This is a genomic window from Cumulibacter soli, from assembly GCF_004382795.1.
Lineage (GTDB): Bacteria > Actinomycetota > Actinomycetes > Mycobacteriales > Antricoccaceae > Cumulibacter > Cumulibacter soli.
On record NZ_SMSG01000004.1, the window covers coordinates 57,101 to 79,107 of the forward strand.

At 65.0% G+C, this 22,007-nt stretch carries 18 protein-coding genes; 7 read left to right on the forward strand and 11 right to left on the reverse strand.

Annotated elements, in window-relative coordinates; all coding sequences use genetic code 11:
• Positions 1-48: 48 nt before the first annotated feature.
• Together E1H16_RS09835 and E1H16_RS09840 are read right to left on the reverse strand one after the other, a co-directional pair.
• Positions 49-1,845: an acyclic terpene utilization AtuA family protein gene (locus tag E1H16_RS09835; protein WP_134323688.1), complete on the reverse strand. Its 1,797-nt coding sequence runs from the start codon at positions 1,843-1,845 to the stop codon at positions 49-51.
• A gap of 93 nt (positions 1,846-1,938) precedes the next feature.
• Positions 1,939-3,201: an acyl-CoA dehydrogenase family protein gene (locus tag E1H16_RS09840; protein WP_166741701.1), complete on the reverse strand. Its 1,263-nt coding sequence runs from the start codon at positions 3,199-3,201 to the stop codon at positions 1,939-1,941.
• A 187-nt stretch (positions 3,202-3,388) separates the two neighbouring features.
• Here E1H16_RS09840 and E1H16_RS09845 point away from each other — a divergent pair, with 187 nt between their 5' ends.
• Both E1H16_RS09845 and E1H16_RS09850 read left to right on the forward strand, forming a co-directional pair.
• Positions 3,389-4,921, forward strand: a complete 1,533-nt coding sequence (locus E1H16_RS09845) for a bifunctional 3'-5' exonuclease/DNA polymerase (protein WP_134323692.1) — start codon at positions 3,389-3,391, stop codon at positions 4,919-4,921.
• 64 nt (positions 4,922-4,985) lie between these two features.
• The gene (locus tag E1H16_RS09850; RefSeq protein ID WP_134323693.1) at positions 4,986-6,281 is read left to right on the forward strand and encodes a DUF445 domain-containing protein; all 1,296 of its coding nucleotides are present in this window, start codon (positions 4,986-4,988) and stop codon (positions 6,279-6,281) included.
• 111 nt (positions 6,282-6,392) lie between these two features.
• Here E1H16_RS09850 and E1H16_RS09855 read toward each other — a convergent pair whose 3' ends face one another.
• The 3 genes from E1H16_RS09855 to E1H16_RS09865 are packed head-to-tail and all read right to left on the reverse strand — an operon-like array spanning position 6,393 to position 9,190.
• Positions 6,393-6,875, reverse strand: a complete 483-nt coding sequence (locus E1H16_RS09855) for a CoA-binding protein (protein WP_134323696.1) — start codon at positions 6,873-6,875, stop codon at positions 6,393-6,395.
• Positions 6,872-8,164, reverse strand: coding sequence for an O-acetylhomoserine aminocarboxypropyltransferase/cysteine synthase family protein (locus tag E1H16_RS09860; RefSeq protein WP_134323698.1), 1,293 nt, complete (start codon positions 8,162-8,164; stop codon positions 6,872-6,874). The genes E1H16_RS09855 and E1H16_RS09860 overlap by 4 nt, the downstream gene beginning before the upstream one ends.
• Complete coding sequence (locus E1H16_RS09865; protein ID WP_134323700.1) at positions 8,165-9,190, reverse strand: ketopantoate reductase family protein; 1,026 nt, start codon at positions 9,188-9,190, stop codon at positions 8,165-8,167.
• A 50-nt stretch (positions 9,191-9,240) separates the two neighbouring features.
• On the opposite strand from E1H16_RS09865, the gene E1H16_RS09870 reads away from it, so the two are divergent.
• On the forward strand, positions 9,241-10,212 hold the full coding sequence (locus E1H16_RS09870) for an endonuclease/exonuclease/phosphatase family protein (protein ID WP_134323701.1): 972 nt from the start codon (positions 9,241-9,243) through the stop codon (positions 10,210-10,212).
• 160 nt (positions 10,213-10,372) lie between these two features.
• On the opposite strand, the gene nadC is transcribed toward E1H16_RS09870, so the two are convergent.
• The 3 genes from nadC to nadA are packed head-to-tail and all read right to left on the reverse strand — an operon-like array spanning position 10,373 to position 13,868.
• Positions 10,373-11,260: a carboxylating nicotinate-nucleotide diphosphorylase gene (gene nadC / locus E1H16_RS09875; protein WP_134323703.1), complete on the reverse strand. Its 888-nt coding sequence runs from the start codon at positions 11,258-11,260 to the stop codon at positions 10,373-10,375.
• Positions 11,257-12,840: an L-aspartate oxidase gene (gene nadB / locus E1H16_RS09880; RefSeq protein ID WP_134323705.1), complete on the reverse strand. Its 1,584-nt coding sequence runs from the start codon at positions 12,838-12,840 to the stop codon at positions 11,257-11,259. The genes nadC and nadB overlap by 4 nt, the downstream gene beginning before the upstream one ends.
• Positions 12,837-13,868, reverse strand: coding sequence for a quinolinate synthase NadA (nadA, locus tag E1H16_RS09885; protein WP_134323707.1), 1,032 nt, complete (start codon positions 13,866-13,868; stop codon positions 12,837-12,839). The genes nadB and nadA overlap by 4 nt, the downstream gene beginning before the upstream one ends.
• Positions 13,869-13,940: 72 nt before the next feature.
• On the opposite strand from nadA, the gene E1H16_RS09890 reads away from it, so the two are divergent.
• The 3 genes from E1H16_RS09890 to pntB all read left to right on the forward strand — a co-directional run bounded on the left by E1H16_RS09890 (position 13,941) and on the right by pntB (position 17,637).
• Positions 13,941-14,645: an NUDIX hydrolase gene (locus tag E1H16_RS09890; protein WP_243837818.1), complete on the forward strand. Its 705-nt coding sequence runs from the start codon at positions 13,941-13,943 to the stop codon at positions 14,643-14,645.
• Between the two features lie 73 nt (positions 14,646-14,718).
• A complete protein-coding gene (locus E1H16_RS09895; protein WP_134323711.1) occupies positions 14,719-16,236 on the forward strand; it encodes a Re/Si-specific NAD(P)(+) transhydrogenase subunit alpha in 1,518 nt (505 codons plus the stop codon).
• Positions 16,237-16,242: 6 nt separating this feature from the next.
• Entirely contained in the window at positions 16,243-17,637 is a 1,395-nt protein-coding gene (gene pntB / locus E1H16_RS09900; RefSeq protein ID WP_134323714.1) for a Re/Si-specific NAD(P)(+) transhydrogenase subunit beta, read from the forward strand.
• A gap of 31 nt (positions 17,638-17,668) precedes the next feature.
• Here pntB and E1H16_RS09905 read toward each other — a convergent pair whose 3' ends face one another.
• Positions 17,669-18,601: a hypothetical protein gene (locus E1H16_RS09905; protein ID WP_134323716.1), complete on the reverse strand. Its 933-nt coding sequence runs from the start codon at positions 18,599-18,601 to the stop codon at positions 17,669-17,671.
• 48 nt (positions 18,602-18,649) lie between these two features.
• The gene (locus tag E1H16_RS09910; protein WP_134323718.1) at positions 18,650-19,600 is read right to left on the reverse strand and encodes an SDR family oxidoreductase; all 951 of its coding nucleotides are present in this window, start codon (positions 19,598-19,600) and stop codon (positions 18,650-18,652) included.
• Between the two features lie 261 nt (positions 19,601-19,861).
• Between E1H16_RS09910 and E1H16_RS09915 the strand changes: the two genes are divergently transcribed.
• Positions 19,862-20,842 (forward strand): helix-turn-helix transcriptional regulator, encoded by a 981-nt coding sequence (locus tag E1H16_RS09915; protein ID WP_134323720.1) that lies wholly within the window; start codon positions 19,862-19,864, stop codon positions 20,840-20,842.
• Between the two features lie 186 nt (positions 20,843-21,028).
• On the opposite strand, the gene E1H16_RS09920 is transcribed toward E1H16_RS09915, so the two are convergent.
• Positions 21,029-21,820, reverse strand: a complete 792-nt coding sequence (locus E1H16_RS09920; RefSeq protein WP_134323722.1) for a dioxygenase family protein — start codon at positions 21,818-21,820, stop codon at positions 21,029-21,031.
• Positions 21,821-22,007: the final 187 nt, after the last annotated feature.

Here is a 22,007-nt window from a genome sequence, read left to right on the forward strand (position 1 = left end):
CACTGCCATGCCGGAGCAAGCAGCACCTCACCCGGCAACCTCAGGCGATCACAGGTCGGCGGCCGTCACCTCCTGTACATGCCGCTTCGCGACGTCCGCCGGTACGACGACATGCCGCGAGCGCATGTACTCGCCGATCGCCTTACCGATTTGGTCGACGCGGGTGTTCGATGACCCGCCCGTGCCCAACATTCCCTTGAGGACGAAGTGCACGGCCTGAATACCGTCCAGTTCGTGCCGCACGATGTCCAGGTCCTTGACCTCGGGGATCAGCCGGCGGATCTCGTCCGTCGACAGCGCCGACCGCAACCACTTCCAGATTTCCGGGTCACGTGACCACACACCGATGTTGCTGTTGCCACCCTTGTCTCCGCAACGCGCATAGACGAGTTGGCCGAGTTCGATGGTGGCGGTCTCCCCACTCAGCGCCTGCTGAGTCGGCTCGGGGTGAACGGGCTGTACGACAGGTTCGGTGCGGTGCGGCGGCACCTGCATCACTTCGCGGCGGCCGTCGGCGTACACCACGGTGTGTGGAACCTCGCGCATCGGTAACAACGCCGGCCAGTAGTCGATCTGCGCCGACGGCTTCTTGTTGAACGGCGTCAGCGCATCGGTGAAGAAACCTGGGATGCTCTGTAAGAACAGCGCTCCCAGCCGCCGGGCCATGTCGAACTCGACGAGCTCCTCGGCGGTCTTCGCGATCCCCATGAAGCGGACGGCGACAGTCGCCTCCCACTGATTCTGCGGGTCCGTCGCCGGGACTCCCAGCGGCTGGACCTCCAGGTGTACGCCGGCCGGCTTACCGTGGCCGACCTGCGCCCGCATCAACTCGACCTTGGCCGCGACGTTCGGCGACGTCGCGTACACCGTATTGGTGATTTTGTAGCCCACCGGGGCGAACATCGCGACCTTGGTGGTTTCCGGCGGCGGCGAGCCGGTGATGCCGCCCACCTCGACCCGGTCCTTACCGACCTTCGTCAGCGTGATGTCGTCCAAGTGCACGGTGACATCAGGGTTGAGGTACCGCACGCCCTGGATTTCATACAGGATCTGCGCCGTGACGGTGTCCGGCAGTACCGCACCGCCATCGCGCTCATGTTTGGTAATCACTGTCGTACCGTCTGCGGCGATCTCGGCGATCGGGAAACCAGGTGCGGTCATGTCCGGGATCGCGGTGAAACCCGAGAAGTTACCACCGGTCGTATGCCCACCACACTCGATCAAGTGGCCGGCAACAACGGCACGGGCCAGCGCGTCCCAGTCATCGATCTTCCAGTCGTGCCACCACGCCGCGACACCGGTGACGAGCGAAGCGTCTGTCACGCGTCCGCAGACGACGATGTCCGCGCCATCGGCGAGCGCCGCGGCAATCCCCCATCCGCCCAGGTATGCGTTGGCGGCAACCGGGTCGTAGCCCCAACTGGTCAGCGGTTCGCCAGAATCGAGGTTGTCGAACTTCGCACCGGCCGCCTGGAGATCTGCAATCTTGTCGAGCACGTTATCGCCCTCGATGTGCGCTATCTTCAGATCCACGCCCTCGTCAGCGCACAGCACCCGAAGCTGCGCGGCGAGCCCGGCAGGGTCAAATCCACCCGCATTGGTGACTACCTTTGCGCCGCTACGAGCGATGTCCGCGAGGTTGTCCTTCACCTGCTCGACGAAAAACTCGACATACCCGGACTTGCCGGTTCGTCCGACCGCGGCGAGTTGCGCGAGGGTGAACTCGGCCAGGTAATCACCAATCACCGCGTCGACCGGATCACCGGTGACCGACTCGTGCAGCCCAGTGAATCGATCGCCTAAATATCCGGAAAAGCTGCCGATCCGCACAGCTCGTGCTGACATTTCCACTCCCTAGATCTCATACTGCGAAAGCGCGCGGGGGTCGGCGATTCGCCTACCCCCGCGCGCTCTCACGGTCGGTTTAGTGCAACGCGATTAGTGCAGCGACAGCTCGTGACGGCCGACCACCATGTGGTGGACCTCGTCCGGTCCATCCGCGAAGCGCAGGTGGCGCACGTCGGCGTACAGATCGGACAGCGGGAACCAGTGCGAGATGCCCGCAGCACCGTGAATCTGCATGGACTCGTCGATGATCTGGCAGGTCTTCGCCGGGACGACGGCCTTGGCCATCGAGATCCACACGCGAGCTTCCTTGTTGCCGAGCACGTCCATGGCCTTGGCAGCCTTGAGGACCAGCATCCGCATCGACTCGATCTCGATGCGAGCACGCGAGATCTTCTCGAGGTTGCCACCGAGCTTGGCCAGCGGCTGACCGAACGCGGTACGCGAGTTGCCGCGCTTGACCATCAGGTCGAGCGCGAGCTCAGCCTTGCCGAGGGTACGCATGCAGTGGTGGATGCGACCCGGGCCCAGGCGGACCTGGGAGATCTCGAACCCGCGGCCCTCACCGAGCAGCATGTTGGCCTCAGGCACGCGCACGTTGTTGAAGCGCATGTGCATGTGACCGCGCGGCGCGTGGTCGGCACCGAAGACGCGCATCGGCTCGATGATCTCGACGCCGGGCGTGTCCATCGGCACGAGGATCTGCGAGTGGTTCTTGCCCTTCGCGCCATCATCGTTGGTGCGAACCATGACGATCATGATCTTGCAACGCGGGTCGCCGGCGCCGGAGATGTAGAACTTCTCGCCGTTGATGACCCACTCGCCGTTCTCGAGGACAGCGGTGGTCTCGATGTTCTTCGCGTCCGAGGAGGCGACACCCGGCTCAGTCATCACGTATGCCGAGCGGATCTCACCGTCGAGCAGCGGCTGCAGCCACTGCTGCTTCTGCTCCGGCGTACCAACGCGCTCGAGGACCTCCATGTTGCCGGTGTCCGGCGCGGAGCAGTTGGTTGCCTCCGAGGCCAGCGGGCTCTTGCCGAGTTCGGTGGCGATGTAGGCGTAGTCGAGGTTCGACAGACCCTCGCCGCTCTCGGCGTCCGGAAGGAAGAAGTTCCACAGGCCTTCTGCCTTCGCCTTGTCCTTAGCCTTCTGCAGCACCTCGAGCTGACCGGGCGCGAACGTCCAGCGGTCGGCGTGACCTTCGCCGAGCTTGACGTACTCCTCGTACATCGGGTCAACGGTGTCCTTGATGAAGGCCTTGATCTTGTTGAACAGTGGCAACGCCGCGTCCGACATGCGTAGGTCGTTGAGTTCGTCCTGCGGGTTTTCCCCGCCCATTCCGGTGTTGACGCTCATGGAGCACTCCCGTCGTAGTGAATCTTCGTTGCCTGTCAACATAGCCCGCCGTACCGAGTTCATTCTCGGTGAGGCCCCTCACACCGACTGAGCGATCGCTCTAAATTGCGGATGACCAGGCGAAACGCTGAATCCCGATTCGCGAGTTGGTCAGAATCCTTTCACATCGACCAGCGAGAATGACCAAATGAATCCGGTGGTAGGGGTGGACCAGGACGGCGATCCTTGGCTGCACGTCGACGGTAGGACCCGGTCGATCACCCCCTCGGTGATCACCGATATCGAGCGCGCTGAGCGTCCGCGTTGGGTCATACCGTCGGTGGCAACGGCCTACCCACTGCTGCGCTCCGCAGGGATCCGCGTCGATCGGTGTTACGACCTCGCGCACGCCGCGGCGATCCTGGCGGCGTACGACGGACGGCGACCCGACCCCATCATCGCTCCCGATGACGTGCCGACGTTGTTTCGCTCCGGTGATGCGCCCGATCCCGGCGCCGCGGCCGCGCACCAGTACCGCGAGCAGCAGGCACAACTGCAGGCAAGCGGGCATTCCGGGGAGCTCGGGCTATTGATCGCGATCGACAGCGTCGGCGCCCTCCTGGCCGTGGAAATGACCGAGGCCGGGATTCCCTGGGACATCGCGGTACACGAGTCCCTGCTCGCGCAGGCACTCGGCGATCGGCCACGTGGCGGTGGACGGCCACCGAAGATGGTCGATCTCGCCGCGCAGATTGATACCGCGTTCGGGCGGTCAGTCAATCCCGATTCGCCACAGGACCTGCTGACGGCGTTCTCTCGAGATGGCATCGAACTCGCCTCGACCAGCAAGTGGTTCCTGAGGTCGGTAAAGCATCCCGCCGTTTCCCCGCTGTTGCGTTACAAGGAACTGTCCCGCCTGCATACCGCTCACGGCTGGTCCTGGCTGCGGGAGTGGGTGCACGAGGGCCGCTTCCGGCCGGGATATGTACCCGCGGGCGTCGTGACCGGGCGGTGGGCGGCACGCGGGGGTGGCGCATTGCAGATCCCGAAACAGTTGCGCACTGCGGTGGTAGCCGACGACGGGCGACTGCTGGTGGTCGCGGATGCCGCGCAACTCGAGCCGCGGATCTTGGCCGCGATGTCGGGTGACCCCGGCATGGTGCGTGCCGCCGGAGCCGACGACATGTACGAGGCGCTGGCCGCCGAGGCATTCGGCGGCGACCGCGCCCGGGCCAAGGTCGGGTTACTCGGCGCGATGTACGGCCAGGTGGGCGGCGGCGCCGCGCGGCCGCTGCAGGTACTACGGGCCCGCTATCCACGCGCGCTTCGGTTGCTGGAGACAGCCGCGGAGACCGGCGAACGCGGCGGACTCGTGCGCACCCACCTCGGTCGAACCTCACCGGGACGCACCGAACGCGACCCCAGCCCCGCGCAGGAACGCGCCCGGGGGCGGTTCACCCGCAATTTCGTCGTCCAAGGCACTGCCGCCGAGTGGGCAGTATCGATGCTGGGCATTCTGCGTGGCCGGCTGTTTACGGCGTACGGCGACAGCGACTCGGCCCGGATCGTGTTCTTCCAGCACGACGAAGTGATGGTGCATTGCACCGCCGAGCTGGCCGACGAAGTGATCGCGCACATCGAGGCGTCGGCGGCGGCTGCGACAACATTGCTGTTCGGTGACACCGAGGTCGTGTTCGGACTCGACGTCCGCGCCGCACGCACGTACGCCGAAGCGCATTAGCCGGCCCCGGCTGCCCTACGGTGAGAATCGGACGTCGCGGCGCGGCAGCGAATACGCTCATGGGGTGAGCAATGACCTATTCACCGAACCGGTGAGCGCGGCGTCCTTCGGCGGCATGACTGACGCACAACGCCTCGCCGGACTGCGGAAGATGAAACTGATCGCCACCGGGCTGCTGGTGTTCGCCGCCGTGGTCTTCGTCGTGTGCGTGATCTGGCAGAGCAATGGCGCTCCCGCGTGGGTCGGGTACGTGAAGGCGACCGCGGAAGCCTCGATGGTCGGTGCGCTGGCTGACTGGTTCGCGGTCACCGCACTGTTCCGCCACCCGATGGGCGTTCCGGTTCCGCATACCGCGATCATCCCCAGCAAGAAGGACTCGCTGGGCGAATCGTTAGGTGAGTTCGTCCAGGGCAACTTCCTCACCGGAACGGTGCTGACCGACAAACTTCGTCAGGTCGACGTCTCACACCGGATCGGCGAATATATAGGAGATCCCGACAACGCCCGCAAACTCGGTAACAACCTCGGCCACGCGCTGGAGGTTGGCGCAGAGATCATGAACGACGACGACGTACACGACGCGTTCGACAACATCGTCGTGAAGCGGGTGCGCTCGACCTCCGCTGCCCCGCTCGTGGCGAAACTGATCGACGTGGCCGTCGAGGGCGGCAACCACCAGCACATGATGACGGCCGGGCTCAAGGCGCTCTCGACCTTCCTGGAAGAAAACCGTGCCGTGTTCCGGCTCAAGGTCGCGCAGGAGTCGCCCGACTGGGTGCCGTCGTTCGTCGACGACCGCATCTTCGAGAAAATGTTCAACGGAGTCCAGTCATTCATCACGGACGTGTCCGAGGATGAGAATCACCAACTGCGTAACGATTTCGATGCGCGGATCCGGGAGTACGCCGAACAACTGCGCACCGATCCCGAGGCCGCAGCGAAGATCGATGCGATCAAGCTCGACGTCCTCGATCACCCTGCCGTACGCAACTGGTCGCAGACCGCGTGGGCCACGATCAAGACGCAGATCATCGATATGGCCAACGATCCCGAGTCCGATCTGCGGCAGAGCGTCGATGGCACCATCGCTCGTACTGGTCGGCTACTGCAGACTGATGAGGCGTTGCGCGCGAAGGTCAACGGTTGGATCGAACGCGCCGTGCTTTATGTCGTCGAGCAATACAAGGACGACATCGCCGATCTGATCTCCGGCACCGTCGCTCGCTGGGACACCAAGGAGACCTCGCGCAAGATCGAGACCCTGGTCGGCCGCGATCTGCAGTTCATCCGGATCAACGGCACCGTAATCGGCGCCCTGGCCGGCCTGCTGATCTACACTTTCGCCCAACTCATCGGCTAACTATTCGCCGCGCGACCGTTAGGCAGTGGCGACAGCACCGTACTGTGCGTCGCTCACCGTCGTACTGACCTCCGGCGGCACCTCCAGACTGCACGACCGCGCCGAGCAGGATCAGGTCTTCTGGCGTTTGCTGGAAAGCACTCCCGTATCGAATCCAGCAAAGTGCAGTCCACCATGAAAGCGCGCGTGCTCGATCTTGGTGCAGCGATCCATCACCACGCGCATCCCGGCTTCCTCGGCCCGCTGCGCCGACACTTCGTCCCACAGCCCGAGTTGTAGCCAGAACGCCTTCGCGCCGATCGCGATCGCCTCGTCCAACACACCCGGGATATCGGCGGGCTTACGGAACACGTCGACGAGGTCGGGCACGACAGGTAGAGCGCTCAACGACGGGTACACCGGCTGCCCGAGCAATTCGCTCAGCATCGGATTCACGAAGTACACGTCGTACTGTCCCGTGCCCAGCAGGTACGACGCAACGAAATACGACGCGCGCGATGGCTTATCGGACACGCCCACGATCGCGATCGACTTCACCTCATCAAGCAGCCGCATCCGTTCCGGCGCTGAGGGCCCCTCCCAGGTGCGGTTCATCGTGCCTCCCCCGTCGCGGCCTGCAGAGCTCGGTCCAGATCCCACAGAATGTCATCCACATCTTCGAGCCCGACCGAGATGCGGATCAAGTCCTCACAGACCCCGGCCGCCGTCAGTTGCTCGGCGCTGAGCTGCCGGTGCGTGGTGGAGGCCGGATGTAGCACTAACGTCCGCGCATCGCCGACATTCGCCAGGTGCGAGGCGATCTGCAGCCCATCGATGAAGGCTTCACCGGCCTCCCGCCCACCGCGGACACCGAACGCGAACACGGCGCCCGGCCCCTGCGGCAAGTAGCGTTGCGCGCGATCATGGTGCGGATGTCCGACCAGGCCCGCGTAGTTGACATATGCAACCCGCGGATCCTCTTCGAGCCATCGTGCGACGCGCTGTGCATTGGCGACGTGTTCGTCCATTCGCTGGGGCAGGGTCTCGACCCCCTGCAACAACATGAACGCCGAATGTGCAGGCAACGCGGGCCCCATATCGCGCAGATGTTCGCTACGCAGTCGGGTCAGGAACGAGTATTCGGCGAAGTTGCCCCACCACTGCAGGCCGCCGTAGGAGGCGACGGGTTCGGTCATCCGCGGGAACTTACCGTTAGCCCAATTGAACCGGCCGGACTCAACCACGACGCCGCCGAGCGTCGTGCCGTGTCCGCCCAGGAATTTCGTTGCTGAGTGCACAACGATGTCGGCACCGTGCTCAATCGGGCGCACCAGGTACGGCGTAGACAGCGTCGAGTCCACGACGAGCGGAATGCCGTGCCGGTGCGCTATATCCGCGAGCGCCGCTATATCAGCGATCTCACCTGACGGGTTCGCGATAACCTCTACGAACAGCGCCTTCGTGCGGTCCGTGATCGCGGCCTCGTAGTCGGCAGGTTCGCTTCCGGGCACGAAAGTCGTGTCGACGCCGAGACGTCGCAACGTAACATCCAGCATCGTCACAGTTCCGCCGTATAGTTGCGATCCCGCTACCAGGTGGTCTCCCGCCTCACACAACGCGGCGATGGTGACGAACTCCGCGGACATCCCGCTGGCGGTCGCGACCGCTCCGATACCACCTTCCAGTGCCGCGATGCGTTCCTCGAACGCGGCGACGGTGGGGTTCGAGATTCGCGAGTAGATGTTTCCGTACTTCTGTAGCGCGAACAGGTTCGCGGCCTCGCCGGCGTCCTCGAATACGAACGAAGTCGATTGGTAGATCGGCACCGCGCGCGCTCCAGTGAACGGATCCGGCGTACCGCCGGCATGCAGCGCCTTGGTGCGGAAGCCGAACTGATGCTCCATCTACGACCCCACGATTTCGTCGTCAACGGCGCTGGCAGCCAGGCTGCGCGGCGCCCACCCGTTCGCCGCAGCGCGCCGCGCCAGGGAGGCCAACGCTGCGTTGACTGGGGTCGGTACGCCGTACAACGTGCCCAGCCGGACGATTTCGCCGTTGAGGTAGTCAGTCTCCACGGTCCCCGTGCCACGGGTGAGGGATTGGAACGTCGACGAACCGATCTGCTCGGGCGCGCCCTCCACCTTCGCGACCTGCGGACCCTTGGCGCGCTCCTCAGCATCACGCTCCGGACTAATCACACTCGCACCGCTGGCCTGCAGTGCGGCCTCGGCCTCTTGCATCGCCGACTTCAGCAGCCGCTTGCCCTCGGCGTCCGAGGGGTCGACGAGCGCATCGACGGCGTTTCCCATATTCATCACAAGTTTGCGACGCTTCCACGCCATGACATCCACAGTGACCGGTGCACCGAGTCGGGCTGACTCCCAGTCGGCGCTGATCGACCGCACCAACGCGTCGGGTTCGGCCGGGCCGGGGTACGCGCCGAGCCAGAAGACTCCAGAGACACTGTCGTACATCGGGATGATTTCACCCGGTTTGACGTGCGTCGCCGGACACCAAACGGCCGCGCCGTACACGCGCTGGAAGTAGCGGATTCCGATTTCCTCGCCAGCCAGACCGTTGGTAGCCGTGATGAGCGGCAGTACTGCACCCGCGGTACCCACTACATCATCGGAGTCTGCCGCGCGGACCAGAACGTCGGCCCATGCGGCCAAGGCATCGATCGCCTGATGCACTTTCGTGCCCAGCACCAGCACATCACCGACACGCAAGTCCGCGTCGTCCGGCCCGGTCCAGACCGGCGCGGTGACGTTGAAGGTGCCCTCGGGCGTGCGGAGGGTCATACCGTCAGTGGCGAGCACCCTCGCGTGCTCACCGCGCGCTACCCAGACCACCGGCACATTGTGTTGCGCCAACCGTCCGCCGATCGTCCCGCCTACCGCACCAGTGCCGATGATCACGTATCTCGTCATGGGACCTGTCTACCAAACGCCAGTCGCGCAATGACCGGCAGAATGGTTGCGTGAACGGACGTTGGGCAGGCTGGTCAGTCGTAGGCGCACTGCTCATCGTGGCGGCGGTACTCACCGAACCCGGTTTCGTGGGCCTATCGACGTACACGCCGTTCGCGCACCTGGTAGCGCTGCGCCCGTTGTTGGCGCTCGGCGGCATGCTCGCGGCGCTCGCAGTTCTGCTGTGCGCGTTGATGGTGCACCACCGCGGCGAGGACCGACCGACTCGGTTGTCGGCGGCACTGGCGATCCTGGTCTTGTTCACATCGGCGAACGCCGGCATCGTGCTAGCTCGCGGCGTCTCAGCCCCCAGCGCACTGCCTGAGGACAAGCTTCCTGGTGACATCGACGTGCTGTCCTTCAACACCCTCGACACGATCGACGGACCCGCGGCGATCAGGGACCTCATCGCCGAGCACGATCCGGACGTCGTGATGCTGTCGGAAACGCAGACGCCGGACGCCGAGGCGATCGCCGGCAACGAGTTCGACGTGTTCATGGGGATCGGACGCCCGGGTGGCTCGGCGCCGACCGGGCTGCTGGTGTCGGCGGATCTCGGCGAGTATCAACTCATCGACGGGCCAGACACTGAATACGGACTCGTGGGTGCCGAGCCCGCCAGCGGATCCGGTCCCGTGTTCTACGCCGTGCACATCGCCTCGCCAGTGGCTGAGCGGATGCAACTATGGCGGGACGAGCTCGATCTGGTCACCGACATCTGCGATCAGCGAACGCAGGTGATCATGGCCGGCGACTACAACGCCACGATCGACCACGCCCCGTTACGCGATACGACCTGCCTGAACGCGAATGTTGGCACTAGCGGGGTCGGCACTTGGCCTACCGCCCTACCGTCGCTGCTGGGCACCCCGATCGATCACATCTTCGCCGATCGCGCGACGTTCACCTCTGTCGGCTCCGCTGTCGTCGAACTACCCGGCAGCGATCACCGGGGGCTCTTGGCGCGTCTACGCCCAGCGTGAGCCTCAAGTTCCAATCGTTCGGCCATGTGCGGGTAGTGCAGCTCGAACGCGGGCCGCTACGAGCGGATCGCGCAAGCGCATCGCAATTACGTCGAGGCGGCGTGAAGCTGGCCCACCCAGTTCGTGCTCGACAGCGACGGGCACCGGGTCGAACCGCGGGCTAGCGCAGGTCTAGGCCGAGGTCGAGTACCGGAGCGGAATGCGTGAGCGCGCCGACCGCGATGTAGTCGACGCCGGTGGCGGCGACCTCGGCGGCCGACTCCAGGCTCAAGCCGCCACTCGCCTCGAACAACACCTTGCGCCCACTTGCTCGACCCAGCGCGACGCATTCGCGCAGCTGATGCGGCGGCATATTGTCGAGCAGGATCAGGTCAGCCCCGGCGGCAATTGCCTCCCGCGCCTGGTCGGTCGTGTCCACTTCGACCTCTACCGGGAGGTCATCGCCAAAGCGATCGCGGACGGCGCGGTAGGCCGCGGCCACCGAACCAGCCGCCGCGACGTGGTTGTCCTTGATGAGCGCTGCGTCGCCGAGCCCCATCCGGTGGTTAACTCCCCCGCCGCATCGAACGGCGTACTTCTGCAACTCGCGCAGTCCCGGCACCGTCTTGCGGGTATCACGCACCCGCGCCGTGGTTCCCGACATCTCCTCCTGCCAACGGCCCGTCAGCGTCGCGACGCCGGACAACTGACACAGGATGTTCAGCATCGTCCGCTCGGCGGTCAGGATCGCGGGGATGGGTCCGCTCACGCTCAGCACGCTCGAGCCCGGTTCTACGACAGACCCGTCTGGCAGCTGAACCTCTACATCCAGGTGGACACCAGCGTCGGCCGCGAACAGCTCAAGCACGCCGCACGCAACTGGAACGCCGGCGAGTCGCCCAGGGGCGCGGGCAACCACATCCGCCGTCCCTCGTTGCGCAGGATCGATCGTCGCTGTCGTGGTCACATCGAGGCCGTACTTGAGGTCTTCAGCAAGAGCCCGACGCACCAGATCGGTTACCTGTTCCGGATCCAGGCCCGCCGCACCGAGTTGCTCGCGCCAATTCATGCTGCCTCCACTGCGTGCGTCATGACGGTAATGCGTCCGGTTTCCGTAGCGAGACGCAGGTCGATGTGCTGCTGCCACGCCGGATCGCTCTGCGGGTAATCACTACGGCGGTGACAGCCGCGGCTCTCTTCGCGCCGTACGGCGGCCGCGGCGATCAGTTCGGCAACCAGCAACAAGTTTCCGGCTTCCAGCGCCGCAGGATCTGCCGGGGTGACTCGCTGGATTGCGGCCAGAATCCCCTCCAGCGTCGCCAGTCCGGCCGCGTTACGACTCACCGCGGCGTACTCGCTCATCGCCGCAACGATCCGCTCTCGGGCCGATGCACGCACGCCGCTCGCGGGCACTCGGACGTCTGTCAGAGGACCCGTCATCTGCGGGCGGTCGGCGCAAAGGGCCTGCCCGCAGGCGTGCCCGGCGACCAGCGCTTCAGTCACCGAGTTCGACGCTAACCGGTTCGCGCCTTGTACCCCGGTGCACGCAACCTCGCCGATCGCAAACAAACCCTCAACGCTGGTGCGCCCGGTGAGATCCGCCGAGACGCCGCCGCAGTGGTAGTGCGCACCCGGACGAACCGGAATCGGTTCGGTGACAGGATCGACCCCGCGTTCACGGCACAACTGCAGCACTGTCGGGAAGTGCCGCTGCCAGGTCTGCTCGTCGATCGCCGTGCCGTCCAGATATAGATACGATCCGCCGTATCGCTGCAGATGTTCGTGCATTGCCGCCGACACCACGTCCCGGGGAGCGAGGTCTGCGAGCGGGTGTACGCCGACCATGACCCGGCGGCCTTCGTCGTCGACGAGGACCGCACCTTCCCCGCGCAGCGCTTCGGTCACCAATACGCCACGGTCCCCGACATGAGTGGGCACGGCGAGCAGGGTCGGATGGAACTGCACGAACTCGACGTCGCGCAGCACGGCACCGGCGCGCGCAGCGAGTGCGAGCCCATCACCTGTCGCGGTACCCGGATTCGTGGTCGCCTGCCATAACTGGCCGATCCCGCCGGTGGCGAGTACGAGCGCACTGGCCGCCAGGTCATCGGTCCGCCCTGCGCGATCCATCACTCGCACACCGGCGACCGCGCCGCGCGCATCCAGGATCGCGTCGACGGCCCAGGTGTGTTCGAGAATCGCAATCTGACCGTCATCGGCGACGCGTCGTACTGCGGCTGCTAACGTTCGCGCGACCTCCGCGCCGCTCGCGTCACCGCCAGCGTGCACGATGCGGCGCGCGCTGTGCCCGCCTTCCAGCCCGAGATCGAAACTGCCATCGGCGGTGCGATCAAAGGTGGCGCCCAATCCGACGAGCCGCGCGATCGCTTCTGGGGCGGCGGAAACGAGCTGCGAGACGATGTCTTCTTCGCATAGCCCAGCACCGGCAACCAGAGTGTCGGCTACGTGTGCGGCGTACGAATCATTTGCGGCGCTGACCGCAGCGAGACCGCCCTGCGCCCACGCGGTCGCTCCGTCACCAATTTCGCCTTTGGTGATCAGCGTGACCGCGCGGCGTCCGGCCAGCATCAATGCGGCGCTCAGCCCGGCGGCCCCGCTGCCGATGATCACCACCGGCGGTGGGGTCATTCTCCGCTCCCCGGATTTCCGATCGCGATCATCCGCTCGACCGCGCGGCGTCCACGTTCGGCGATGTCCGCGTCGACCGTCACCAGCTCGCGTTCCTCACGCAATGCCCGGAGCAGCTTCGGAGGCGTGATCATCTTCATGTACTGGCACGCTGCCTGCGGGTTCACCGGGACGAACTCGGTACCACTGTTGACCTTGCGCAGTTGGTGCAGCATCCCGATCTCGGTAGCCACCAGGACCTTCTTGGCTGTCGAGGTGCGTGCGGCGTCCAGCATCCCGCCGGTGGACAGCACGTGGGTGCGTTCCTCGGGCAGTTCGCCGCTCGAGGTCAACCACAGCGCCGACGTCGTACAGCCGCATTCCGGGTGCACGTAAAGTTCGGCGTCCGCGCTATCGCGCACCGAGGAGATGAGATCCTTCGGCGAGATTCCGGCGTGCACGTGGCATTCGCCCATCCACACGTGGATGTTGTCTCGGCCGGTCTGCCGCTTCACGTGCGATCCGAGGAACATATCGGGGCCGAACAGAATGTCCGTGTCTTCCGGGATCGACTCGACAACCTCAACTGCGTTCGACGAGGTGCAGCAGATATCGGTCTCGGCCTTCACGTCGGCCGTCGTGTTGACGTATGAGACGACGACAGCGCCGGGGTGTTCGGCCTTCCACGCCCGCAGCTGGTCCCCGGTCATCGCGTCGGCCAGCGAACAACCGGCAGCGGCGTCGGGGATGAAGACCCGCTTCTCGGGCGAGAGAATCGCAGCGGTTTCGGCCATGAAGTGCACGCCCGCAAAAACGATGGTCGGGTGCGGCACGCTGGCTGCCAACCGCGAGAGACCGAGCGAGTCACCTACGTGGTCGGCAACGTCCTGAATCTGGGGAATCTGGTAGTTGTGCGCCAGGATGACCGCGTTCTTTTGCTCAGCGAGCTCGCGAACCTCGGCGCGCCAGTCTTCCCACTGCCGTGGGGTCCAGTTGGTCCAGTCGTCGCTCGCTAGATCGAAGCCGGGAGCGGTCGGTGCAGTCGTCATGGTCCGTGGCCCTTCGTCGAATTAGTTTTCGCCTGCTAGGCGAAAACCATGATTGCACGGTAACATCCGATCGTGGATCCACGCCAGAAAGTCCCGAGTTACCGCCACGAGGCGATCGCTGTGGTTTTCCGCGTGCGCGTGGACGCCCCCGGCAGTAGCGCGCTGGAAATCCTTGCCTGGCAACGAAATCGGGCGCCGTACGCCGGTGCGTGGGCTCTACCGAGTGGACCCTTACGACCCGACGAGACCCTCGGCGAGTGTGTTGCACGCCACCTCGCCGTACGGGTGGATCTAGGCGAAATCGCTCATCTCGAGCAACTCGAAACCCGTAGCGACCCCGACCGCGATCCGGCGCAACGCACGGTCGCAACGGCGTACCTGGGGCTGGTGCCGACCACCTCGGACCCAGTACTGCCGAGCAACGCGCAGTGGTGGCAGGTGGACGATCTGCCCGATATGGCCTTCGACCACGCTTCGCTCGTCGGGTCTGCCCATCAGCGGTTGCGCGCGAAGTTGTCGTACACGAACCTCGGCTTCGCGCTCGCTCCTGAGGCATTCACGCTGTCAACGCTGTCCGATGTGTACGCCGCGGTACTTGGCGATCGGCCGGCAACCACCAACCTCCAGCGGGTACTCACCCGTCGTGGTCAGCTCGAACGCGCGGGAACGACAGCCGCCGGCACGGGAAAGGGCGGACGTCCCGCACACCTGTACCGGTTCAGTGAGCGGGTCGCGACCGTCACCGACTCATTCGCCGTGCTGCGTCCGCGCGACTAGCCCGCGGCCCGTTGTGAATCCCGGATCGGCGGGATGATGCAATTGTGAAAGTTGAACTTAGGAAGGGACCGCCGTGCGCATCGGGGTACTGAAAGAATCTGGTGATGCGCTCGTGGCGGCCACCGCCGCCACGAGCGCGCAACTTGTCAACCTCGGTTACCACGTCACCGTGCAACACGGCGCTGGATCGGCCGCGGCACAACCGGATGAGGCCTATGTTGCGGCCGGCGCCGAGTTGGGCGAGGCCGAAGAAGTGCTGCGCAGCGACATCGTGCTGAAAGTTGGGGCTCCGACCGAAGCCGAGATCGCGCAGCTATCCCCTGGCACGATGGTGATTGCCCAGCTCGCTCCCGCGCGCAATCCCGAACTCGTATCGAGCATGCAAACTCGCGGCGTGACGGCGCTCGCGATGGACGCTGTCCCGCGGATCTCTCGGGCGCAGTCGATGGACGTGCTGTCCTCGCTGGCGAACGTCGCAGGGTACCGGGCGGTCGTGGAAGCAGCCGGCGAATACGGTCGGCAGTTCGGCGGACAGGTCACCGCGGCCGGCAAGACTGCGCCCGCGCGCGTGTTCGTCGTCGGCGCAGGTGTCGCCGGACTCGCCGCAATCGGCACGGCGGGCAGTCTCGGCGCGATCGTCCGCGCGTTCGACGTACGCGCGGAGGTCGCCGAGCAGATCGAATCGATGGGCGCGCAGTTCGTCACCGTCGACATGCCGCAGCAGGTCAGCGAGGACGGGTACGCGTCCGAGATGTCGGCTGAGCAGGAGGCCGCGACCGCTGCGATGTACGACGAGGAAGCCCGTGCGGCCGACATCGTGATCACCACGGCGCTGATTCCCGGACGCCCGGCCCCGAAACTCATCTCGGCCGACACGATTGCCGCGATGCGCCCGGGTTCGGTCATCGTCGACCTCGCTGCCGCCCAGGGCGGAAACTGTGCGGGCACGCTCGCCGGCGAACGGGTCGTGACCGACAGCGGCGTCACCATTCTCGGCTACACCGACTTGCCAGCACGGCTAGCGGCCCAATCGTCCCAGTTGTATGGGTCGAACGTCGTGAACCTGCTGACCTTGATGACCCCAGCGAAGGACGGCGTCGCCAGCCTCGACCTGGACGATGTCATTCTCCGCGGGATCACCGTGGCACACGAGGGGGCTCTGCTCTGGCCGCCACCGCCCGTTCAGGTCTCTGCGGCGCCTGCGGCTCCCGCGCCGCAGCCTGAGCCGGTCGCCGAGCCGCCACGCAATCCGCGAATGCGGCTGTACGCCGGCGGGCTAGTCGCCGTGCTCATTGCGCTCGTGGCCAGCGTCGGGCCGCCGAGTCTGATCGGACACCTCACCGTGTTCGCGCTGGCGGTTGTTGTGGGCTACTACGTGATCAGCAACGTGACCCACGCGCTGCACACACCGCTGATGAGCGAGACGAATGCGATCTCCGGGATCATTCTGCTGGGCGGACTGTTGCAGGTCGGAAGCGACAACACGCTCGTCACGGTGATCGCGCTGCTCGCCGTCCTCGTAGCCAGTATCAATATCGTCGGCGGATTCTTGGTGACCTCGCGGATGCTCAAGATGTTCCGGAAGGACTGAGGCACCTTGTTCACGTTAGCGGGGTTAGTGAGCGGTGCGTACGTCGTCGCCGCAGTGCTATTCATCCTGGCGCTAGCCGGGCTGTCGCGGCATGAGACGGCTCGAGCCGGCAACTTTGCCGGGATGGCTGGTATGGCGATCGCTTTGGTGGCGACGATCGCGCTCGCCGTGAGTAATAGCGAACGGCCGGGGGCAGTGACGTTCGCGTTGATCGTGGCGGCGATGCTCGTCGGTGGGTCTATCGGCATCTGGCGGGCGCGTACGGTCGAGATGACTGGCATGCCTGAGCTCATCGCGTTGCTGCATAGTTTTGTCGGTCTTGCCGCCGTACTCGTGGGCTACAACGCCTACCTCGTCGGGGAATCTGGCGATACCGCTCACCTGGTGGAGGTGTTCCTCGGCGTACTGATCGGTGCGGTGACGTTCACCGGTTCGATCGTGGCTTTCCTGAAGTTGAGTGCTCGGATGCCCTCGGCGCCGATGATGCTTCCGGGCCGGCACCTACTCAATCTCGCGATCTTGGTGGCCTCGGCCGGGTTACTGGCGTGGTTCATTGCCGCGGAGTCAGTGGTCCCGCTGATCATCATGACGGCGTTGGCTCTGCTGTTGGGCTTTCATTTGGTGGCGGCGATCGGCGGCGGCGATATGCCCGTCGTCGTATCGATGCTGAACAGCTACTCGGGTTGGGCGGCCGCTGCGGCAGGCTTCATGTTGGGCAACGATCTGCTCATCATCACCGGTGCGCTCGTCGGTTCCTCGGGCGCGATCCTGTCCTACATCATGTGCAAGGCCATGAACCGGTCGTTTGTCTCGGTGATCGCAGGTGGTTTCGGGGCGGCTGAAGTGAGCGGTTCCGACCGCTCATACGGCACCCATCGCGAAGTCCGCGCCGATGAGGTTGCCTCGATGCTCGGCTCAGCACGCTCGGTGATCATCGCGCCGGGGTATGGAATGGCGGTCGCGCGGGCACAGTACCCCGTCGCGGAACTGACTGCGGCGTTGCGCGAGCGCGGAATTTCGGTACGGTTCGCGATCCATCCGGTCGCGGGTCGTCTGCCCGGCCACATGAACGTTCTGCTGGCCGAGGCTAAGGTGCCGTACGACATCGTTGAAGAACTCGTCGAGATCAATGACGATTTCGCGGATACCGACGTAGTGCTGGTGATCGGCGCAAATGACACGGTCAACCCGGCTGCGCTGGACGAGCCGGACAGCCCGATCGCTGGCATGCCGGTGCTCGAGGTGTGGGAGGCGCGCGAGGTCGTGGTGTTCAAGCGGTCGATGGCCGCGGGGTACGCCGGCGTGCAGAATCCGCTGTTCTTCAAGGAGAACACCGGAATGCTGTTCGGGGATGCGAAGGACCGCGTCAACGACATCCTCGATGCCCTGCGCGCATCCTGACCGGTGAGCGATGGCCTTACTGGCGTTTCGGTTAGCTGGTGACGAGTGGGTCGCTGGCAACGCGCTCTACATAGCAGTCGAACGTGCCGTCGAATGCGAAGGCGACCGGTAGCGATGCCTTACCAGGCTTGTCCACGTCGGGGAAGCCAGCCGTCACGGTGTCCGCGCAGATCTGTTCGGCCTCGGCGGCGAAGGCATCGTAGTTCGCCTGCACCTGCTCGGTCTTCGCAGCGTCCAGCGTGACGCGCGCGAGGACTTGTGCGTTGGTGATCTCGTCGTCACAGGCGGCGACGAAGGATCCCTCGACGTCCGCAGCCAGGCACGCGGCGAGGTTCTCGGAGATCGTGCCGTAATCGAGCGTCGACAAATCGGTGAGAGCGGAACCGTAATTGACCAGGTCGCAACGCACCCACCGAGCGCCGGCATCCCAATCCTCGGCGGTCGGGAGCCACGCTCGCCCTTGAACTACTGTTGCCTTGTGCGCCGATGCCACGGTGTCCGTGGCCGTATCGATCGATGCCGCGCTCAGCGCCTCGTCGAACGTGGCCTGGCAGGCTGGAACGACAACCGTCGTCCACGTCTGCTTGTCGTCAGGAACCAGCGCGGCACCGGTGTTCACCAGCGCGTCGAGTGTGGCCGCGTCGTCGTCCGGTAGACCCACAACTCCCACGGTTATCGCGTTATGCGCGGAGTCGCACTCCCCCGCCGCGGACTCGGTAGCGACCTTTGCGGTGCTCTCGTCCAGTTCCTCGGAAGTGAGGGTGCTGCATTGGCCTGCTTCCGGGAGCGCAGTTGAGCCCGCGACGGCCGCCGTTCCGCTATCCGCTGGCTCCGTGGCTTGCTCACCCGAGGATCCGGCGGCCGTGCTTTCGGTGGAGGCGTCCGCCGGTTCGTCGTCGGTGCCGCCGCATCCCGCCATTACGGCGATCGCGAGTACGGCGATACCGCTCCTGAGTGCACGCATACGTTTCCCTCTCATCGACGACGCGTGCACAGGTTACCGATTCGCCGCCTACCGGTAGTCCACGACGTCCGGCTTGGGTTCCTTTTCCAAAGCGGTGATGAACGACCAGGCCCGAGGGCGGGATCCGTCGAGGTCGTTCACGCCGTACTCGGCCGCGAGTACTTCGGATGTCGACGATCGCTGGTTCCATCGGCTACGTTCCGGGTCTGCCGCAAGCGCCACAACGCACCGCCCTAGGAACAGCGGGGATTCGGATATCGCGAAGTCTTCGGGAGCCGTCTCTCCGGTCGGAGTCTGCGTCCAAGCATCACGCCAGTTGTCTTCCTGTACACCGAAGATGTCGAGCATCATCTCCGAACGCAGCCAGCCTGGGCTAAGCGCTACGGCTGTGCCGCCGTGCTGCGCAAGCTCGTGTCCGAAACTGAAGGCGAGTCTGGTGAGCGCCGTCTTGATGGTGTCGAAGTATGCGTTGATCCGGTAGTGCGTGTCGTTGTACGCCGCATCCCCGTCGGTCAGCGTGATGTGTAGACCGCCGGTCGTGCGGTGCAGCAGGCCGAGCGCATGGGTGGCTGTCAGTAGGTGGGATTCGAGGATGCCGCGCAGCATGCCGCGGCCGACGGCGGAGTCTTGCTCCCAGATGGGCTTATCCCACAGACCCTGCTCGTTCTCGCCGCCGAGGCTGGTCACGGCGATGTCGAGTCGACCGTGCTCGCGCTCGATCTGCGCGACGAGATCGCGCACCTGTGCTTCATCGGTGTGGTCGACTTGACGGGCAACCGCGGTTCCTCCGGCGTTGTTGATCAGATCTGCGGTGTCTTCAATTGTCTCGGCACGGTCGTACTCGGAGCGGTGCTGACGGGTGCTGCGGCCCGTGCACCACACGGTCGCGCCGGCGTCACCCAGCGCTTGCGCGACACCGCGCCCCGCGCCTCGGGTGGCCCCGGCGACCAACGCGATCCGCCCAGCCAATGGCTTATCGATGGTTTCGATGTTCGTCATGGCATCAATGATGCCTGCCTATTACTGCCATCTTGTGTCAGCGATAAGTTCGACTTCCGTTCGATCCCATGACTACGCTGAGGGGTATGAATTCGCTAGCGCTCACGGATACCGTTGGTCACGTGGTTACGGTTGGCCACGCGGATACGGTTGGCCTTTTGGACACTTTTGACCGTTTGGATGCGGTGTCCGTCAGAGCATTGGCGGCATCTCGGCATCGGTCGGCATTGCAGTCGAGCAGCCGCGACCGGATGGATTGACGTGCGCTCCTCTCGCTTACTCGCCTTGCTGATGTCCTTGCAACGCCGGGGTACTCGCACAGCCGCCGATTTATCCGCCGAGCTTGAGGTTTCGGTGCGTACGATCTATCGGGACATTCAGGCGCTCCAAGAAGCCGGCGTTCCGCTGTGGACAGAGTCGGGGCCCGGCGGCGGCATCCACCTGATGCCCGGTTGGCGTTCGCCTGTCGACGGGATGACCGGCGAGGAGGCCAGCGCGTTGATATTCGGCCCGGCGGGCGCCGCCGACCTCGGGATGGCAGGTGTGCTGGCGACAGCGAGATCGAAGGTTCGCTCCGGGCTACCGACTGCCGTCGGTAGCCAGATCGATGCGATCGCATCCCGATTCCACCTCGATGCATCGGGTTGGTTCCGAACGCGCGAACCGGGAGAGTTTCTAGCGGTCGTCGCCGAGGCCGTGTGGGACGGCGTACGCCTCGACATCCGTTACACAACAGGAGATCGGACCCGCTCGCGGCGGCTAGATCCGCTGGGGCTCGTGCTGAAGAACGGCGTCTGGTACTTGGTTGCGGCTCATCGTGGCCAAGTGCGGACCTACCGGGTGCAACGCATTTCCGAGGCGCTTCGGCGCGAAGAACTCGCCCAGCGCCCGGCGGACTTCGACCTGCCGACGTACTGGGCATCGACGGGCGACGACCTGGACCGCCGGATCAGAACACTGGACACGATCCTCCGGATTCCGCGTGCCTCGCTGCCCGATCTTCGAGCGCACGTACCCGGTCCGGCGACTGCTCTGGCGATAGAGCGCGCACTCGCCGGGGCCGGCGACACTGAGACGTTGGAAGTTGCGCTCCCACTCGAACGTCTAGAGGTCGCCACCGCACAGCTCGCCGCCGTCCCCGGTGTCGACGTGATCGAGCCCCGAGAGTTGCGCGCCGCACTTCATGCATTGGGCACGAATCTCGCACGCGCCAACGCTTTGAAGGCAGATGTTGCACCGTAGTCGGTACAACATCTGCCTTCGTAATTCGGTTCAGCGCTCCAGCCGACTCACTCGATCGTCGGCGTAGCGGCGGCCGAACGACTGGCGCCCGATCAGTAGGACGTCACAGCGCCGGAATGCTCGCAAAATTAACGGCCCCGTGTCGTGTGCCGTCGGAAGCCACGGCGACCAGAGCCCTCGCCCGATCTAGGCCAATTGGAAGGAACGCTTCGCGAGTCCGTACCAGTAGCCGTCGATCACCGACTCGGCGCGGAACGCCTCGCCGACTGCCCCGTACGCCGCCCCCATAGAGACAAAGATCGGCGCGAAGTGTTCGGTGCGTGGGTGGGCGAGCTGTGCCGCCGGAGCCTTGTGCATGAAGTCGAGCAGCGCGTCGACATCGCCGGACTGGACGGTCTCGGTTGCCCAGTGGTCGAACTCGGTTGACCAGGTGTGCCGTTGCCCCTTGTTCGCGCCAGACCCGAACTGAATCAGCCCGAGGTTATGCGTCACGAATCCGCTGCCCATCACCAACACGTCCTGATAGCGCAGCGGCGCCAGCTTGCGCCCCAGCTCGAACAGTTCGGCCGGGGCCAGTGTCGGCATCGACAACTGCAGCACCGGCACGTCTGCATCAGGGTACATCTCGACGAGCGGCACGTAGGCGCCGTGATCGAGCCCGCGCTCTTCCTCTTGAGCGACGTGACCGCCGAGCAGGCGCAGCACCTCGGCCGCGAGCTGCGGCGCACCCGGGGCGGCGTACTGCACATCGAAGTACCGCTGAGGGAATCCCCAGAAGTCGTACGTCAGCGGCACCGTGCGGGTGGCGCCGAGCGTCACCGGTGCTGCCTCCCAGTGAGCAGACACGACCAGGATCGCCTTGGGGCGGGGAAGATCGGCCGACCAGTCGGCGAGTTGGGAGGTCCACAGTTCGTCATCGGCGAGCGGGGGCGCACCGTGCCCCAGGTACACGACCGGCATGCGTTTGTGGGTGTTCATGGCACCAGTCTAGGTCAAATTAGTTAAACCCTCAACTAATGAGGCGGCAGCCCAGAGCTCTTCAAGAAGGAACACTGGGATCTTGGCCACGACGGCCATCAAATGGCGACCAACGGGGCGCAGCGGGTAAACATCACGAAGGCGGATGTTGCACCGTAGTCGGTACAACACCCGCCTTCATCATTCG

Excerpts from the sequence above, each read along its gene's own strand:
- E1H16_RS09860 (WP_134323698.1), bottom strand. The coding sequence starts at position 8,164 with ATGGAGCATCAGTTCGGCTTCCGCACCAAGGCGCTGCATGCCGGCGGT.
- nadC (WP_134323703.1), bottom strand. The coding sequence starts at position 11,260 with ATGAATTGGCGCGAGCAACTCGGTGCGGCGGGCCTGGATCCGGAACAG.
- E1H16_RS09920 (WP_134323722.1), bottom strand. The coding sequence starts at position 21,820 with ATGAACACCCACAAACGCATGCCGGTCGTGTACCTGGGGCACGGTGCG.
- E1H16_RS09905 (WP_134323716.1), bottom strand. The coding sequence starts at position 18,601 with ATGCGTGCACTCAGGAGCGGTATCGCCGTACTCGCGATCGCCGTAATG.
- E1H16_RS09910 (WP_134323718.1), bottom strand. The coding sequence starts at position 19,600 with ATGACGAACATCGAAACCATCGATAAGCCATTGGCTGGGCGGATCGCG.
- nadA (WP_134323707.1), bottom strand. The coding sequence starts at position 13,868 with ATGACGACTGCACCGACCGCTCCCGGCTTCGATCTAGCGAGCGACGAC.
- E1H16_RS09845 (WP_134323692.1), top strand. The coding sequence starts at position 3,389 with ATGAATCCGGTGGTAGGGGTGGACCAGGACGGCGATCCTTGGCTGCAC.
- E1H16_RS09835 (WP_134323688.1), bottom strand. The coding sequence starts at position 1,845 with ATGTCAGCACGAGCTGTGCGGATCGGCAGCTTTTCCGGATATTTAGGC.
- E1H16_RS09865 (WP_134323700.1), bottom strand. The coding sequence starts at position 9,190 with ATGACGAGATACGTGATCATCGGCACTGGTGCGGTAGGCGGGACGATC.
- E1H16_RS09840 (WP_166741701.1), bottom strand. The coding sequence starts at position 3,201 with ATGAGCGTCAACACCGGAATGGGCGGGGAAAACCCGCAGGACGAACTC.
- nadB (WP_134323705.1), bottom strand. The coding sequence starts at position 12,840 with ATGACCCCACCGCCGGTGGTGATCATCGGCAGCGGGGCCGCCGGGCTG.
- E1H16_RS09855 (WP_134323696.1), bottom strand. The coding sequence starts at position 6,875 with ATGAACCGCACCTGGGAGGGGCCCTCAGCGCCGGAACGGATGCGGCTG.